The 14,928-nt window shown below is 71.7% G+C and carries 14 protein-coding genes and 1 tRNA gene; 5 read left to right on the forward strand and 10 right to left on the reverse strand.

The window, feature by feature from the left end; translation table 11 throughout:
• Together TR49_RS43475 and TR49_RS02720 are read right to left on the reverse strand one after the other, a co-directional pair.
• The coding region (locus TR49_RS43475; protein ID WP_042376704.1) for an SUKH-4 family immunity protein at window positions 1–499 on the reverse strand (499 nt) is incomplete at its 3' end.
• 13 nt (window positions 500–512) lie between these two features.
• Window positions 513–1,532, reverse strand: coding sequence for an HNH endonuclease (locus TR49_RS02720; protein ID WP_042376706.1), 1,020 nt, complete (start codon window positions 1,530–1,532; stop codon window positions 513–515).
• Window positions 1,533–1,771: 239 nt separating this feature from the next.
• On the opposite strand from TR49_RS02720, the gene TR49_RS02725 reads away from it, so the two are divergent.
• A complete protein-coding gene (locus tag TR49_RS02725) occupies window positions 1,772–2,239 on the forward strand; it encodes a YwqJ-related putative deaminase (protein ID WP_042376707.1) in 468 nt (155 codons plus the stop codon).
• Window positions 2,240–2,258: 19 nt separating this feature from the next.
• Window positions 2,259–2,747, forward strand: a complete 489-nt coding sequence (locus TR49_RS02730; RefSeq protein WP_042376711.1) for an SUKH-3 domain-containing protein — start codon at window positions 2,259–2,261, stop codon at window positions 2,745–2,747.
• A gap of 77 nt (window positions 2,748–2,824) precedes the next feature.
• Here the strand turns inward: TR49_RS02730 and TR49_RS02735 are convergent, their stop codons facing one another.
• From TR49_RS02735 to TR49_RS02745, 3 genes are all read right to left on the reverse strand, one after another.
• Complete coding sequence (locus TR49_RS02735; RefSeq protein ID WP_236653192.1) at window positions 2,825–3,196, reverse strand: GntR family transcriptional regulator; 372 nt, start codon at window positions 3,194–3,196, stop codon at window positions 2,825–2,827.
• A 17-nt stretch (window positions 3,197–3,213) separates the two neighbouring features.
• Window positions 3,214–4,086: a hypothetical protein gene (locus tag TR49_RS02740; protein WP_042376713.1), complete on the reverse strand. Its 873-nt coding sequence runs from the start codon at window positions 4,084–4,086 to the stop codon at window positions 3,214–3,216.
• A gap of 82 nt (window positions 4,087–4,168) precedes the next feature.
• On the reverse strand, window positions 4,169–5,470 hold the full coding sequence (locus TR49_RS02745; RefSeq protein WP_052433932.1) for a sensor histidine kinase: 1,302 nt from the start codon (window positions 5,468–5,470) through the stop codon (window positions 4,169–4,171).
• A 213-nt stretch (window positions 5,471–5,683) separates the two neighbouring features.
• On the opposite strand from TR49_RS02745, the gene ppc reads away from it, so the two are divergent.
• Window positions 5,684–8,452, forward strand: a complete 2,769-nt coding sequence (ppc, locus tag TR49_RS02750) for a phosphoenolpyruvate carboxylase (RefSeq protein WP_042376714.1) — start codon at window positions 5,684–5,686, stop codon at window positions 8,450–8,452.
• A gap of 107 nt (window positions 8,453–8,559) precedes the next feature.
• On the opposite strand, the gene pth is transcribed toward ppc, so the two are convergent.
• The 5 genes from pth to TR49_RS02775 form a co-directional block, all read right to left on the reverse strand.
• Window positions 8,560–9,132, reverse strand: coding sequence for an aminoacyl-tRNA hydrolase (gene pth, locus TR49_RS02755; RefSeq protein WP_042376716.1), 573 nt, complete (start codon window positions 9,130–9,132; stop codon window positions 8,560–8,562).
• Window positions 9,133–9,226: 94 nt separating this feature from the next.
• Window positions 9,227–9,820, reverse strand: coding sequence for a 50S ribosomal protein L25/general stress protein Ctc (locus tag TR49_RS02760; protein WP_042376718.1), 594 nt, complete (start codon window positions 9,818–9,820; stop codon window positions 9,227–9,229).
• 196 nt (window positions 9,821–10,016) lie between these two features.
• Entirely contained in the window at window positions 10,017–11,000 is a 984-nt protein-coding gene (locus TR49_RS02765) for a ribose-phosphate diphosphokinase (RefSeq protein WP_042371973.1), read from the reverse strand.
• Window positions 11,001–11,138: 138 nt separating this feature from the next.
• Entirely contained in the window at window positions 11,139–12,608 is a 1,470-nt protein-coding gene (gene glmU / locus TR49_RS02770) for a bifunctional UDP-N-acetylglucosamine diphosphorylase/glucosamine-1-phosphate N-acetyltransferase GlmU (RefSeq protein ID WP_042376720.1), read from the reverse strand.
• Window positions 12,609–12,750: 142 nt separating this feature from the next.
• A tRNA-Gln gene (locus TR49_RS02775) sits at window positions 12,751–12,822 on the reverse strand.
• 242 nt (window positions 12,823–13,064) lie between these two features.
• On the opposite strand from TR49_RS02775, the gene TR49_RS02780 reads away from it, so the two are divergent.
• Window positions 13,065–14,066 (forward strand): acyl-CoA desaturase, encoded by a 1,002-nt coding sequence (locus TR49_RS02780; protein WP_042376722.1) that lies wholly within the window; start codon window positions 13,065–13,067, stop codon window positions 14,064–14,066.
• A 141-nt stretch (window positions 14,067–14,207) separates the two neighbouring features.
• Window positions 14,208–14,900 (forward strand): TetR/AcrR family transcriptional regulator, encoded by a 693-nt coding sequence (locus TR49_RS02785; protein ID WP_084699620.1) that lies wholly within the window; start codon window positions 14,208–14,210, stop codon window positions 14,898–14,900.
• The last annotated feature ends 28 nt before the right edge of the window (window positions 14,901–14,928 follow it).

Genomic DNA, 14,928 nt, shown 5'->3' on the forward strand with positions numbered 1-14,928 from the left:
GCGCGGGCACCGGCGCGCTCGGGCGCGGCGCGGGCGTCGGCGGCGCGAGCATCGTCGGGACCTCGGCGGGCGGGCCCGCCGAGACGGGCGGGGCCACCTGGAGGCTCGCCGCCTCCTCCTCGCGCGCCCGGGCAGCGGCCTCCTCCAGCCACTGCGGCGGGCTGAGCAGGAAGGACGTCGCCTCGACGAGATCCCGGTCGCCGGTCACCTGCACCGGCGACTGCGGCGTCGCGCCCGCAGGGCGACCGTAGACCTCCTCGTAGCTGCGGACCACGTCGTTGATCGGCAGAGCGGGCCAGAGCGTCGTCGCACCCGTCTCACGGGCGATCACCATGCGCGCCGCTCCGCCGTCGGAGGACGGGCCGTCGGTGCGGTCGACCGCCCAGGCCACGTAGCCCAGGTCGAACTCGCGCACGCGCACCTCGCGGCGCAGCCAGGCGGGAGCCCCGGCGTTGATCCATTCCTCGGCGCGCTGCTGCGCCTCCGCGTACGTCACCACGGCGACGCCCCCCTCAACCCTTCACCGGGACGGCGCGCGCGAAGCCGCCGTCCACCATCAGTTCGGCCACCGTCTGCAGCTCCGGCGGACTGCCCGCCAGCCGGAGCAGGAACGCGTCGAAGTCGTCGCCGCAGGGCAGCAACAGCCGCTCGCAGCGCTGCTGCGGCGTCAGGGACGGGTCGCCGTCGTCGCGGGCGTCGTCGTAGGGCAGGAACCAGACCGTACCGGTCCGGTCGCCGCGCACCTTGACCGCCAGCAGGCCGCCCTGGGCGAAGCCGACGCCGAGATAGTCCTTGGTGATGTGGTCGCGCAGGCACTTGTTGACGTACGCGAGGTCCGCCGTGGACCGCTCCGTCGGCAGCCCGAAGAACGGCTGGTCCACCAGGACGCCCAGCTCCGTGTCGAGTCCGAGGCCCTTGGGCGCGAGGCCGCCGGCGGCCTTCAGGAAGGTCCGGTAGGCCCCGGGCAGCGTGTAGCCGAGGGCCTCCTCGACCGTCTGCAGCCGCTGCTCGGTCTCCTCCGCGGTCGGCAGCGGGGGTGCCTCGCCGCCCTCTTCGCCCTCCGACGCGCCCGGGAGCACGAAGTGGACGGGACGTCGCTCCTGCAGCGGACGCGTGCCCCGCTTGGCGTGGTCCGCGCGCGAGCCGGCCAGGCCCCCGTGGTGCCGCAGCAGCGCCTTGACCTCGACGGGTACCAGCTCGAGCCGGCGGCTGCCGGGCGTGGCCGGGGTGACCGAGTGGTGCCAGGTCCAGCCGACGGGCGTGCCGACCGGACTCTCCACGTCGGCCCACAGCTCGTGGCCGTCGGCGCGCAGCGCGGCGTTGGCGGAGACGTAGTCGGTGAGCCGCAGCTCGTCGACGCCGAACCCCTCGGGTGGGTCCGCGACCTCCGCCGCGGCTCGGGCGTACGGGGAGAAGTCGGGACAACCGTCCGCGTCGACCCTCACCCCGGCCGGGTACTGCTGCGCGCGCAGCGGATCGGGAAAGTGCACGACCTGCCCGGCGTAGGCCGCGTTGGGCCGACCTGTCGTCATGGAGTTTGCCCCCTGCTGGAACTGACTGCCGCGCCCAAGCCTAGGGGCTGATCGGCCCGGAGGGCTCTCCCCCTGTCGTCCGGAAGCCGACGGGAGGGCGGCCGGAACGGTTCCGGGAGCAGACCGCGTCTACCGGTCCGTCAGCGAACAGGCCCCCGACTTCAGTATCTGCGTTCGGATTTGGCAGTCTGATCCACAGCACGTTGACGGGGGTTGACGGGGGAAGGGAACGACCGTTCATGGAGATCATGCAGCACCAGCACAGACACGCGCCGGCACCGCTGCTGCGCCACCGCCGGGACAGCCTGATGCCGATCGTCGCCGCGGCGCTGTCGGTGCGGGGTGATACCTATACGCACGTGAGCGAGAAGGGCGGGGCTCCGCAGCTGCACCGGCTCGTGGACGACTTCCTGGCCGGCCTGCCCGTGGGACAGCTCGAGCGGTTCACCGGGCGCTGCCCGGAGGCCGTACTGCTGTCCCAGTTCCTGGACCAGGCGGAGTCCGGGCGCTCCGGCAGGGCCGCGCGCAAGTCCTTCGGCGAGGGGGAGGCCAGGAAGGCGCTGCGCGGCGCGAAGATGACGACGGTCCGGATCCGCGAGGAGGGCGATCCGGCCCACGGCACCCACCAACCGCCGTGCCGCAGTTGCGAGCCGCTGCTGGCCCACTTCGGGGTCAGGACCATCTCACTGCACCCGAAGAAGAAGTGACGAGGGGAGGTCGGACACCATGCAGGCACGTTTCCCTGCGGACGTCGCGTCCGCTCTTGCCAAGGCGGGCTGGTACCCGGACCGCCGACGCATGCCCGCGGCGGAGGCCTGGGCCGAGCGGCTCTCCGCCTACGTCTCCCCGGAAGGCCACCGGCACACCGTCTTCCCCGCCGCGCTGGAGGCCTGGGCGGAGTTCGGTGAGATAGCCGTCTCGCTGGACGGTCCCGGCGTCGAGGTCGCCCGCACGCCCTTCGTGATCGACCCGCTGCGAGGTCTCCACCAACCCCGCACACTGTCCGACCTGGGCCGTGCACTGGAGCTGCCGGTCGCCCCGCTCGGCGAGGAACGCGACGGCGCGGCGCTGCTGGCGATCGACGCGGTCGGCCGCGTCTACAGCCTCGACCACGCGGGCGAGTGGTTCCTGGGTCACACCATGGACCAGGCGCTCACCGTGCTGATCAACGGCCTGCGGGTGGAGCGGCTGCTGTTCCTGACGGAGGCGCTGTAGCTGAGGCGCTGTAGCCCAGGAGGGCGGCGCGGCGCCGGTGCGCCGCTTCCCCCCGCCGGGCCGTCCCGCGCGTTCGGCTACGCCCCGTCGTACGCCTCGTGCAGGGCCGTCTCGACCACGGCGCGGGCCTGGTCCGGTGGGAGGCCCAGGGACTTCGCGCGCTGCGCGTACGCCGCCGCGGCGCGCGCGACCTCGGCGAGCGAGCGGTCGCCGGAGGCCGCCACGACGGTGCCCGCGCGGCCGCGGGTCTCGACCACGCCCGCGGCCTCCAGCTCGCGGTAGGCCTTGGCGACCGTGTTCACGGCGAGCCCCAGGTCTTCGGCGAGCCTGCGGACGGTGGGGAGCTTCGTCCCGACCGGGGCCTCCCCGCTCGTCGCCGCTGCGGCGATCTGCGCGCGGATCTGCTCCGAGGGCGGGACGTGGGACGCGGGGTCAAGGGCGATCAGCACGCTGCGCTCTCCGGCACTCAGGACGACGACAGCCTCCTACGGTAGTACCGCCGCACGCCGGGGGCGCTGACGATCGCGTTGACGACGAACGCGCCCAGGACGCCGAGGCCCGTCCAGACGTCGAACAAGGCCAACAGCCAGGGGCCCGCGCCGTTCATGGAGTAGCAGCACGCCGAACCGACCAGAGTGACCAGCAGCGGCACGATCATCACCGTCGACAGCACCGTGGACGCCCGGAACGCCTCGTCGAAAGCGAGCTCCGGTCCGCCCTCGGGTGCCCGGGGGACGTTCATCAGACGCAGCTGCGCACGCTCGACTCCCCACTCCGCCAGTCCCGCGAAGACCGCGAGCGCAGCGAACATCAGCGTCTGCGCCGTCCGCGCGTGCAGGGCGCAGACCACGGCGGCGGCGACGGGCGGAAGGACGGCGAGCAGGCGGGAGATCCAGGTCAGCCACGGAGGCACGACGGCGGCCAGCCGCACGGGCACCGGGACGGCGGTCGGCGGGACGGCGGCCCGGCCGCCGAGCGCGACGTCCCACACGTGGACCGCCACGGTGACCAGCCCGAGCGGCAGCGCCAGCACGGCGTAGGCCATGGGCCCGGGAAAGAAGTAGATCCGGCCGGGATCCGGTACGTCGGGGACGTGGACCAGCGAGGTCAGGTACCAGCCCATGGTGGGCGCACCCACCAGCGCCGACAGGAGCTGGCCGAGCCCCTCGCGGCGGCGGACCCTGGCGCCGACCGCGCGGGCGAACTCGGGCGGGAGCCACAGGTTCTGCTCGCGGGCGAACCTGTCCGCCCGCTTCGTTTCGGCGCGCTCGCCATTCCGCAGGAGTGTGACCATGCCCGCGCCGCCGAGGGCGACCCCCAGGCCGACAGCGGCACCCACACCTATCTCCACCGCGGACATCGCCGCCCACCCTCCCGCCGACCGCGTCCCTCGCAGGTCAGGCGAGTGTTCTAGCACATGGTCAGGTCGCCGTCAGCAGGCGGGCCTCGACGCGGAAGCCGCCCTCATCCGTCGGGCCGGCGGCGAAGCTGCCGCCGAGGGCGTGGACGCGTTCACGCATGCCGACCAGGCCGTTGCCGCCACTGGGCAGACCGCGGTCGGCGGCGGGCACGATGTCAGCGGCAGGACAGGTGTTGGAGACGGCGAGGGCGACGCCACCGGTGACGTAGGCGACCACCACCTCGACGTCCGTGCCCGGCGCGTGCTTGAGCACATTGGTGAGGGCCTCCTGGACGACGCGGTAGGCGGTCTGCTCGGCCTGCGCCGGCAGGGCGTTGCGCGGACCGCCGAGGGTGTAGCGGACTCCGAGGCCCGCAGCCCGCGACTCGTCGACGAGCTTCGGCAGGTCCGCCAGACCGAGGGCGGCGGCCTCGCCCTCGTCGACCGGAGAGCCCATGCCGACCGCTGTCCCGGTCGTTCCCGTCGGGTCGGTCTCCTCCTCCGGCTCGACGGTCCGCAGCACGCCGAGGATCTGCCGCAGCTCGTCCAGCGCCTGCCGGCCGATGTCCCCCATCAGCCTGGCGCTCTGCGCGGCGCGGTCCAGGTCCTTGTGCACGACCCGCTCCAGCGCGCCCGCGTGCACGACCATCAGGCTGACACGGTGGGCGACCACGTCGTGCATCTCACGGGCGATCCGCGTCCGCTCCTCCATGCGCGCGCGCCGCGCACGCTCGTGCGCCTGGTCGGCCAGAAGGCCGAGCTCCGTCTCCAGTCCTTCCGCGCGCTCCGTGAGCGCGACCAGCAGCCGTCGCTTGGCCCCGATGTAGAGGCCGAGGATGGCCGGCGGCACGCTGATCGCCACGGCCACCAGCACCGACAGGATGACCAGCACGTACTCCGCCACGCCGTGGCGCAGCGCCTCCTGCTGCTGGGTGCCGAGCGTCAGCGTGGAGACGATGACGGTCTCGGCGATCGCCACCGCGCAGAGCGCGCTCATGACGCGCCGTTCGGCGAAGCGACTGGCGGCGCCCTCGGGGCGGTACGCGCCCAGCGTGTAGAGGCCGATCATCAGCAGCGTGTAGCCGGCGTCGAGCGGGATCGTCGCGAGCGCCGCCGCGACCGGGATCAGCGGCCAGCGCCGCCGCACCACCAGTGTCGAGCCCGCGACCAGCCCGAACACGGCGACGGCGGCGACCGCCGCGGTGCCGAGGCCCTGGCGGAACGCGAAGACAGCGGCCGACCACGCGCACTCACCGGCCGCGACCGTCGCCAGGCCGATGTCCAGCCACATGCTCCGTCGGCGCGTCCACGCTCCCACCCTCATGCGACAAGGGTAAAAGGAAGCCCAAAGGCGGCGCGGGCGACCGCCCGGTTGTCCGGATAGCGGCCATTCCCGTGGACGGTCACACGCCGCAACCTATGCTGGACCGCGAGAGATCAACCATCTCGAGCGCAAGGCAGGCGACTGCATCTTGGGCGGACAGCGTGGTCCGCACACGCCCCTGTCCGTTCCCCCACCCCGCAAGGGAGCACCAGCGTGAGCGACGCCCGCGAGGCCACCGTCCCCGCCACCGCCCCGGCGACCGCCGAACCCGACAACAGCGCGCTGCGCGCCGACATCCGGCGCCTCGGCGACCTGCTCGGCGAGACCCTGGTCCGACAGGAGGGCCAGGAGCTGCTCGACCTCGTCGAAGAGGTCCGCGCCCTGACCCGCAGCGACGGCGCGGCCGCGGCCCGGCTGCTGGAGGAGACCGACCTGGCCACCGCGGCCAAGCTGGTACGGGCCTTCTCCACCTACTTCCATCTCGCCAACGTGGCCGAGCAGGTGCACCGCGGCCGCGAGCTGAACGCCAACCGCGACGACAACGGCAGCCTGCTCTCGCAGACGGTCGACAAGCTCGCCGACGCCGACCCCGAGCACCTCGCCGAGACGCTCCAGCACCTCAACGTGCGCCCGGTGTTCACCGCGCACCCCACCGAGGCCGCGCGCCGCAGCGTGCTGCAGAAGCTGCGCCGGATCGCCGAGCTGCTGGACACCCACGACACGCCGTCGCGCCCCACCGGCCGCCGCCAGGCCGACCGCCGCCTCGCCGAGGTCATCGATCTGCTGTGGCAGACCGACGAGCTGCGCATCGCCCGGCCGGAGCCGGCCGACGAGGCCCGCAACGCCGTCTACTACCTGGACGAGCTCTACAAGCGCGCCGTCCCTGACGTGCTGGAGGAGCTCTACGAGGAGCTGGCCCGGGTCGGCGTCCAGCTCCCGGAGGGCTCGCGTCCGCTGACGTTCGGCACCTGGATCGGCGGCGACCGCGACGGCAACCCGAACGTCACCCCCGCCGTGACGCTGGACGTGCTGATCCTGCAGCACGAGTACGGCATCAACGACGCCCTGGACCTGATCGACGAGCTGCGCGCCACGCTCTCGTCCTCGGTGCGGCTCTCGGGCGCGAGCGAGGAGCTGCTGCAGAGCCTCGCCGCCGACCTGGAGGTGCTGAAGGAGATCAGCCCCCGCTACAAGCGCATGAACGCCGAGGAGCCCTACCGGCTCAAGGCGACCTGCGTGCGGCAGAAGCTGGTCAACACCAAGGAGCGCCTGGCCGGCAACACCCCGCACGTGCCCGGCCGCGACTACCTCGGCACCGGCGAGCTGCTGGCGGACCTGGAGGTCATCCAGGCGTCGCTGCGCGCCCACAAGGGCGGCCTGATCGCGGACGGCCGGATGAGCCGCGCGATCCGCACCGTCTCGGCGTTCGGGCTGCAGCTGGCCACGATGGACGTGCGCGAGCACGCCGACGCCCACCACCACGCGCTCGGCCAGCTCTTCGACCGCCTCGGCGAGGAGGCCTGGCGCTACACGGACATGCCGCGCGAGTACCGGCAGCGGCTGCTCGCCAAGGAGCTCAAGTCCCGCCGTCCGCTGGCCCCGACGCCGGCTCCGCTGGACGCGGCGGGCGCGAAGACGCTCGGCGTCTTCGAGACCGTGCGCGAGGCCTTCGAGCGCTTCGGGCCGGAGATCGTGGAGAGCTACATCATCTCCATGTGCCAGGGCGCGGACGACGTCTTCGCGGCGGCGGTGCTGGCCCGCGAGGCCGGGCTGATCGACCTGCACGCGGGCGTCGCCCGGATCAGCATCGTGCCGCTGCTGGAGACCACCGACGAGCTGCGCGCCGCCGACACCATCCTCGACGAGATGCTGCGCGACCCCTCCTACCGCCGCCTGGTCGCGCTGCGCGGCGACGTGCAGGAGGTCATGCTCGGCTACTCCGACTCCTCGAAGTTCGGCGGGATCACCACCTCGCAGTGGGAGATCCACCGCGCCCAGCGCCGGCTGCGCGACGTCGCGCACCGTTACGGCGTGCGGCTGCGTCTCTTCCACGGCCGCGGCGGCACCGTGGGCCGCGGCGGCGGCCCCTCGCACGAGGCGATCCTGGCCCAGCCCTGGGGCACGCTGGAGGGCGCGATCAAGGTGACCGAGCAGGGCGAGGTGATCTCGGACAAGTACCTGATCCCCTCGCTGGCCCGGGAGAACCTGGAGCTGACCGTCTCGGCGACGCTGGAGGCCTCGGCCCTGCACACCTCCCCGCGTCAGTCGGCCGAGGCGCTGTCGCGCTGGGACGCCACCATGGACACCGTCTCCGACGGCGCGCACGCGGCCTACCGCCGCCTGGTCGAGGACCCGGACCTGCCGGCGTACTTCTTCGCCGCCACCCCGGTCGACCAGCTCGCCTCGCTGCACCTGGGCTCCCGCCCGTCCCGCCGCCCCGACTCCGGCGCCGGCCTGGACGGCCTGCGCGCCATCCCCTGGGTCTTCGGCTGGACGCAGACCCGCCAGATCGTCCCCGGCTGGTTCGGCGTCGGCTCCGGCCTCGCCGCCGCGCGCGAGGCGGGGCTGGGCGAGATCCTCGACGAGATGCACGGCGAGTGGCACTTCTTCCGCAACTTCCTGTCCAACGTCACCATGACGCTGGCCAAGACGGACCTGCGGATCGCCCGCCACTACGTCGAGCAGCTGGTGCCCAAGGAGCTCCAGCACGTCTTCGCCCTCATCGAGGCCGAGCACGAACTGACCGTCAGGGAGGTGCTGCGGGTCACCCGCGAGTCCGAACTCCTTCAGCACCAGCCGGTGCTCAAGCAGACCTTCGCGATCCGCGACGCCTACCTCGACCCGATCTCCTACCTCCAGGTCGCCCTGTTGCGCCGTCAGCGCGAGGACGCGGCGAAGGACGTCTCCGAGGACCCGCTGCGCTCCCGGGCCCTGCTCCTCACCGTCAACGGTGTGGCGGCCGGCCTGCGCAACACGGGCTGACGCCGGAGTTCACACGGCCCGGCGCCACGGCGCCGGTGACGAGTCGTGAACACTGAAGGGCCGGACCTGCGGTGCGGGTCCGGCCCTTCACACGTCTCGCGTGGCGCTCAGCTGTTGTAGACGGACTGCGCCCGCTCCAGGCCGTCCTGCATCAGCGACTCCACGGCGTCGGCGCAGCGGTCGACGAACCACGGGAGCTCCTTGCGCTCCGCTCCGGAGAAGTCGCGCAGCACGAAGTCGGCGACCTCCATCCGGCCCGGCGGGCGGCCGATGCCGGCGCGGACCCGCAGGTAGTCGGGGCCGAGGGACTTGGTGATCGACTTGAGCCCGTTGTGGCCGTTGTCGCCGCCGCCGCGCTTGAGGCGCAGGGTCGCGTAGTCGATGTCGAGCTCGTCGTGGATCACGATCAGCCGGTCGACGCCGGACTTGTAGAAGTCGCGCATCCCGACGACCGGGCCGCCGGAGAGGTTCATGAAGGACATCGGCTTGGCCAGCACCGCCCGCTGACCGGCCAGACGGCCCTCCAGCACCTGGGCGCGGCTCTTGTGCGCCTTGAACTTCCCGCCGACCCGCTCGGCCAGCAGGTCGGCCACCATGAAGCCGATGTTGTGGCGGTTGCCCTCGTACTGCCCACCGGGGTTGCCGAGGCCGACCACCAGCCAGGGGCCCTGCTCGCTCATCTGCTGCGACTCCTGTCGTGCTGCGGCTGGTGTGAACGCGGGACTGCCCCGGCCGTCACAGCGGACGGCCGGGGCAGCTTCACGCGGATGGGGCTCAGGCCTCGACCTCGGCCTCGGCGGCCTCCTCGGCCTCCTCCTCGACGGCCTCGACCTGGGCGCCGATGACCTGCAGGACGACCGCGTCCCCGTCGACGGCCAGCGAGGAGCCGGACGGGAGGGTGATGTCCTTGGCGAGGATGGAGGCGCCGGCCTCCAGGCCCTCGACGGAGACCGTGACGGACTCGGGCAGGTGGGTCGCCTCGGCCTCGATCGGCAGGGCGTTCAGGACGTGCTCGAGCAGGTTGCCGCCGGGGGCCAGCTCGCCCTCGGTGTGGACCGGGACCTCGACGGTGACCTTCTCGCCACGCTTGACCAGGATCAGGTCGACGTGCTCGATGGTGCGCTTGATGGCCTCGCGCTGGACGGCCTTCGGCAGCACGAACTCCTGCTTGCCGTCGATCGGCAGGGAGATCAGCGCGTTCGGGGTCTTCAGCGCCAGCATCAGGTCGTGGCCCGGCAGGTTCAGGTGCACCGGGGCGTGGCCGTGGCCGTAGACGACGGCGGGGACCAGGCCGGCGCGACGGGCGCGACGGGCGGCACCCTTGCCGAACTCGTTGCGGGGCTCAGCGGCAAGGCGGATCTCGGACATGGAAGCGCTCCTTGTCTCGTGGTGAACGGTGAGCGCTCGGCGGCCATCTCACACGTCTTGGAACAAGAAGCGCGTCGATAACGGAGCTCAGTGATGTGCGCAGGGCACAGAAAAGGCTCCCTCGCCGGGCAGGTACCCAGAGTACCCAAGCCCGCCGAGGGAGCCAAAACGATCAGCCCAGCCGCAGGGGCTGTGATCAGGCGCGCTCGTCGAAGAGGCTGGTGACCGAGCCGTCGTCGAAGACCTCGCGGATCGCGCGGGCGATCAGCGGGGCGATGGAGAGCGTGGTGACCTTGTCGATCTCCTGGGACAGCTCGCCCGGGGTCGGCAGGGTGTTGGTGAAGACGAACTCGCTGGCCCGCGAGTTCTTCAGGCGGTCCGCGGCCGGGCCGGAGAGCACACCATGGGTGGCGGCGACGATGACGTCCTCCGCACCCTGCTCGAACAGCGCGTCCGCGGCGGCGACGATGGTGCCGCCGGTGTCGATCATGTCGTCGACCAGGACGCAGACGCGGCCCTTGACGTCACCGACGACCTCGGCCGACATGACCTTGTTGGCCACGTTCGGGTCGCGGCGCTTGTGGATGATCGCCAGGGGCGCGGCCAGGCGGTCCGACCACTGGTCGGCCACGCGCACGCGGCCGGCGTCCGGGGAGACGACGGTGAGCTTGTCGCGGTCGACCTTGGAGCCGACGTAGTCGGCCAGGATCGGCAGCGCGAACAGGTGGTCCACCGGGCCGTCGAAGAAGCCCTGGATCTGCGCGGTGTGCAGGTCCACGGAGATCAGCCGGTCAGCGCCCGCCGTCTTCAGCAGGTCCGCTATCAGGCGGGCGGAGATGGGCTCGCGACCGAGGTGCTTCTTGTCCTGACGGGCGTAGCCGTAGAACGGCATGATCACGGTGATGGTCTTGACCGACGCGCGCTTGAGCGCGTCGATCATGATCAGCTGCTCCATGATCCACTGGTTGATCGGAGCGGTGTGGCTCTGCAGCACGAAGGCGTGCGCGCCACGGACCGACTCCTGGTAGCGGACGTAGATCTCACCGTTGGCGAAGTCCAGTGCCTTGGTGGGGACCAACTCGACACCCAGCTGCTCGGCCACCTCGTGCGCGAGAGCCGGGTGTGCACGGCCGGAGAAGAGCATCAACTTCCGAGAGCCGGACGATTTGATCCCGGTCACTGCAACCGTCTCCTTGTTGCTTTGGCACCCAGGTTTGCTGAACATCCGCAGGCGGACACTGGCCTGGCGCGGCCCTGTGGTGTGTGGATGACCACCAGGTTACGCGGCCATGGAGGTTCCCGTCGCGCCCGGGTCGCCTCAAGGAGTGGTCGAAGACGCCCCTTCGGCCCCGTCGGCCGCAGCCTTCGCAGCAGCCGCGGCCTGCGCCGACGCCGTACCCGGACGCTTGCGCTCGACCCAGCCCTCGATGTTGCGCTGCTGCGGACGGGTCACGCCCAGAGCGCCCGCCGGCACGTCCTGGTAGATCACGGAACCGGCTGCCGTGTAGGCGCCGTCCCCGACCGTCACCGGGGCGACGAACATGTTGTCAGAGCCGGTCCGGCAGTGCGCGCCGATGGTGGTGCGGTGCTTGTTGACGCCGTCGTAGTTGACGAAGACCGAGGCGGCCCCGATGTTGGTCCCCTCGCCGATCGTCGCGTCCCCGACGTAGCTCAGGTGCGGCACCTTGGCGCCGTCACCGACCACGGCGTTCTTCATCTCGACATAGGTGCCCGCCTTGGCCTTGGCGCCGAGCACCGTGCCGGGTCGCAGGTAGGCGTACGGGCCCACGTTCGCGCCCGCGCCGATCACCGCGCGCTCGGCTGTGGCATTGATCACAACGGCGCCTGCGCCGATCTCGGTGTCCCGCAGCGTGCAGTTCGGACCGACCTCCGCGCCCTCGCCGACGCTGGTCACGCCGTGCAGCTGGGTGTTCGGGTGGATCACCGCGTCCCGCTCGTAGGAGACCTGGACGTCCAGCCAGGTGGTGGCCGGGTCGACGACCGTGACGCCGGTCCGCATGGCGGCGTCGAGCAGGCGGTCGTTCATGATCCGGCGGGCCTCGGCGAGCTGCACCCGGTCGTTGATGCCGAGGATGTCGCGGTAGTCACCGGCCACGACGGCGCCCACGCGGTGCCCCGCCTCGCGCAGGATGCCGAGGACGTCGGTGAGGTACTCCTCACCCTGGCTGTTGTCCGTCCGGACCTCCGCCAGGCCCTGGGCCAGCAGCTTGCCGTCGAAGGCGAAGACGCCCGAGTTGATCTCCCGCACGGCACGCTGCTCGTCGGTGGCGTCCTTGTGCTCGACGATCGCCTGCACGGCGCCGTCCGCCCCGCGGATGATCCGGCCGTAGCCGGTCGCGTCAGGCACCTCGGCGGTCAGCACGGTGACGGCGTTGCCGTCGTGGCCGTGGGCGGTGACCAGCGCCTGCAGGGTGGCCCCGGTCAGCAACGGGGTGTCGCCGGTGGTGACCACGACGGTTCCGTCCAGCGCGATGCCCTCGGCGCCCAGCGCCTCCAGCGCGACGCGGACGGCGTTGCCGGTCCCGTTCTGCTGCTCCTGGACGACCGTGCGGACACCCGGATCCACCTCGGCCAGGTGGGCCGTGACCTTGTCCCGCATGTGGCCGACGACCACGACCAGCTGCTCCGGCGTCAGTTCCCGCCCGGCAGCCACGGCGTGCCCGACGAGCGTCCGCCCGCACAGGGGGTGCAGCACCTTCGGCAGCACGGCCGACTTCATTCGGGTGCCCTCGCCGGCGGCGAGAACGATCACAGCGGTGGGAGTCATGGGACGCAGGCTCCTCTGCAGGGGACTGGGAGGGTCCGCCGGGCGCGTCGCGCTCCCCGCACAGGGAGCCGCACGGACGTGCCCGAACACAGTGAGGATAGCTGTCACCGCGGGGGCCGATCGGAATCGATCGGGAGCTGTGCTCCGCCGCAAGGACTCGAACCTTGAAAACTGGATCCAAAGACCAGTGTGTTGCCAATTACACCACGGCGGATCGTCCCTCCGGCCTCGCGGCCGAACGGCGGCTCCTACTATGCCGTACCGCCCACCCTTCACGCGACGGTGCGACTCGGCGGAGACGACGCACTTGGAATGGCGCCCGAATGTCCGCCACGGCGAAAATTCCGACAATTCACTCGCTCGACACGTCCGGCGAGGGTGGGCTTCCACCCGCACGGGCACAGAACCTACGATGCCGTAAGTTACGGTTCCGTAGGTGAGGCCGAGGGGCGACCCATGACCAGCATGCCGAGCACAGAGACCGACCTGCGTCCGGTGGTGGACGCACGCCCGTCGATGGATCCGCTGCCCGACGCCACCCGGGGCGGTGAGCGGGCAAGCCTGCTGCAGCGGTTCGCGATCGGGATCTTCATCGTCGTGCCGTTCGTGGCGCTCGTCGCCGCCGTCCCCGTGGCCTGGGGCTGGGGCATCGGCTGGCACGACGTCGCGATCGCGACGGTGATGTACTTCCTGACCTGCCACGGGGTGACCGTCGGCTACCACCGGTACTTCACGCACAGCTCCTTCAAGGCCACCCGTCCGCTGCGGATCGCCCTGGCGGTGGCCGGCAGTCTCGCCGTCGAGGGACCCGTCGTGAGATGGGTCGCCGACCACCGCAAGCACCACAGGTTCTCCGACCGCGAGGGCGACCCGCACTCGCCGTGGCGCTACGGCGAGACCGTGCCGGCGCTGCTGCGCGGCCTGTGGTGGGCCCACATGGGCTGGCTGTTCGACGAGGAGCAGACGCCGCAGCAGCAGTACGCGCCGGACCTGGTCAAGGACCGGGCCATCCACTGGATCTCGCGTCAGTTCTTCGCGTTCACGATCGCGTCCCTGCTGCTGCCGCCGCTGGTCGGTGGGCTGTGGTCGTGGTCCTGGCAGGGTGCGGTGACGGCCTTCTTCTGGGGCTCGCTGGTCCGGATCGCGCTGCTGCACCACGTGACCTGGTCGATCAACTCCATCTGCCACGCGGTCGGGGCGCGCCCGTTCCGTTCGCGTGACCGCAGCGGCAACGTGTGGTGGCTGGCGGTTCTGTCCTGCGGCGAGTCGTGGCACAACCTGCACCACGCCGACCCGACCTCGGCCCGTCACGGGGTGCTGCGCGGTCAGATCGACTCCTCGGCCCGCATGATCCGCTGGTTCGAGCTGCTCGGCTGGGCCCGCGACGTGCGGTGGCCGAGCGCGGACCGGCTCCGGATGAAGCGGGCCGGCGAACCGAAGGGCGCAGCCACGCTGTAGCGCCCGGACCGCTGCGGCGCCTCGAAGGCCGCAGCACCCCGAAAGCATGCGAGACAAGAGCAAGGGCCCGAGAAACCGGGTGCGTCGGGCCACGAGCGCCCGGGGGCGAGGGCCGGAGGAGCGGCGCGGCATGATGGTCCTGTGAACGAGAGCAGTGGCGACAGGGACGCGGGCGGCGACGCCCCCTCGTCCAAGCGGGGGGCGTCGACACGTCGGGGCACTCGCGTGCGGATGAGCGGCAAGGAGCGCCGCGAGCAACTGCTGGACATCGGGCGGAGCCTTTTCGCGGAGCGCGGCTACGACGCGACCTCGGTCGAGGAGATCGCGGCGAAGGCGGGTGTCTCCAAGCCGGTGGTGTACGAGCACTTCGGTGGCAAGGAGGGGCTGTACGCGGTCGTCGTGGACCGTGAGATGCAGCTGCTGCTGGACATGGTCACCGGTTCCCTGACCGGTGGTCACCCTCGTGAGCTGTGTGAGGAGGCCGCGTTCGCACTGCTCGACTACATCGAGACGTCGACCGACGGCTTCCGCATCCTGACCCGGGACTCGCCCGTCACCCAGTCGACCGGCACCTTCGCATCACTGATCGGGGACATCGCGAACCAGGTCGAGGACATCCTGGGCCTGGAGTTCAAGTCGCGGGGCTACGACCCGAAGCTGGCGCCGATGTACGCGCAGATGCTGGTGGGGATGGTGGCGCTGACGGGTCAGTGGTGGCTGGACGTCCGCAAGCCGAAGAAGGCCGAGGTCGTGGCCCATCTGGTGAACCTGGCCTGGCACGGCCTGGAGGGCATGGAGCGGCGACCGCATCTGGTCGGCCGCCGCAAGGCCTAGTTCCGGGAGCAGCGCCGGAGTAGCGCAG

Source organism: Streptacidiphilus melanogenes, assembly GCF_000787835.1.
Lineage (GTDB): Bacteria > Actinomycetota > Actinomycetes > Streptomycetales > Streptomycetaceae > Streptacidiphilus > Streptacidiphilus melanogenes.